Annotated in this window: 1 protein-coding gene; it reads left to right on the top strand. The window is 57.1% G+C overall.

Annotated features, from left to right (window positions below; translation table 11 throughout):
* Positions 1 to 315 (top strand): immunoglobulin-like domain-containing protein (locus ACQZ2L_RS25120; protein ID WP_430328325.1); only part of this gene is annotated, 315 nt, incomplete at both ends.

Here is a 315-nt window from a genome sequence, read left to right as displayed (position 1 = left end):
CGCTTCCGGCAAAGGTACTCTGCTGGTTCCGAATACCAACGTTGAAGATGTCTACAAAGATGGCAGTGAAGTCACTGCGACTGTCACCGCGGTCAATGGCGGTAACTTCGAAGCTGTGGATCTGACTGGCGCGACCACCACTGTTGCTGTCGAAGACACGATCGACACCACCACCGTGGCCGTCACTGCCGAGGCCGCGAAAGAAGGTGATGCCAACCTCACCTTCAACTTCCAGCTCAGCAACCCGCCGCAGGCTGGTAGCACCACCACCCTGACCGTTAACGTCGGCGGGACTAACTACACCGTTGATATCGA

This window comes from Pseudomonas shirazensis, assembly GCF_050496565.1.
Lineage (GTDB): Bacteria > Pseudomonadota > Gammaproteobacteria > Pseudomonadales > Pseudomonadaceae > Aquipseudomonas > Aquipseudomonas shirazensis_A.
The sequence above is the reverse complement of the archived record's forward strand: the minus strand, read 5'-3'. Positions and strand labels throughout refer to the sequence as shown.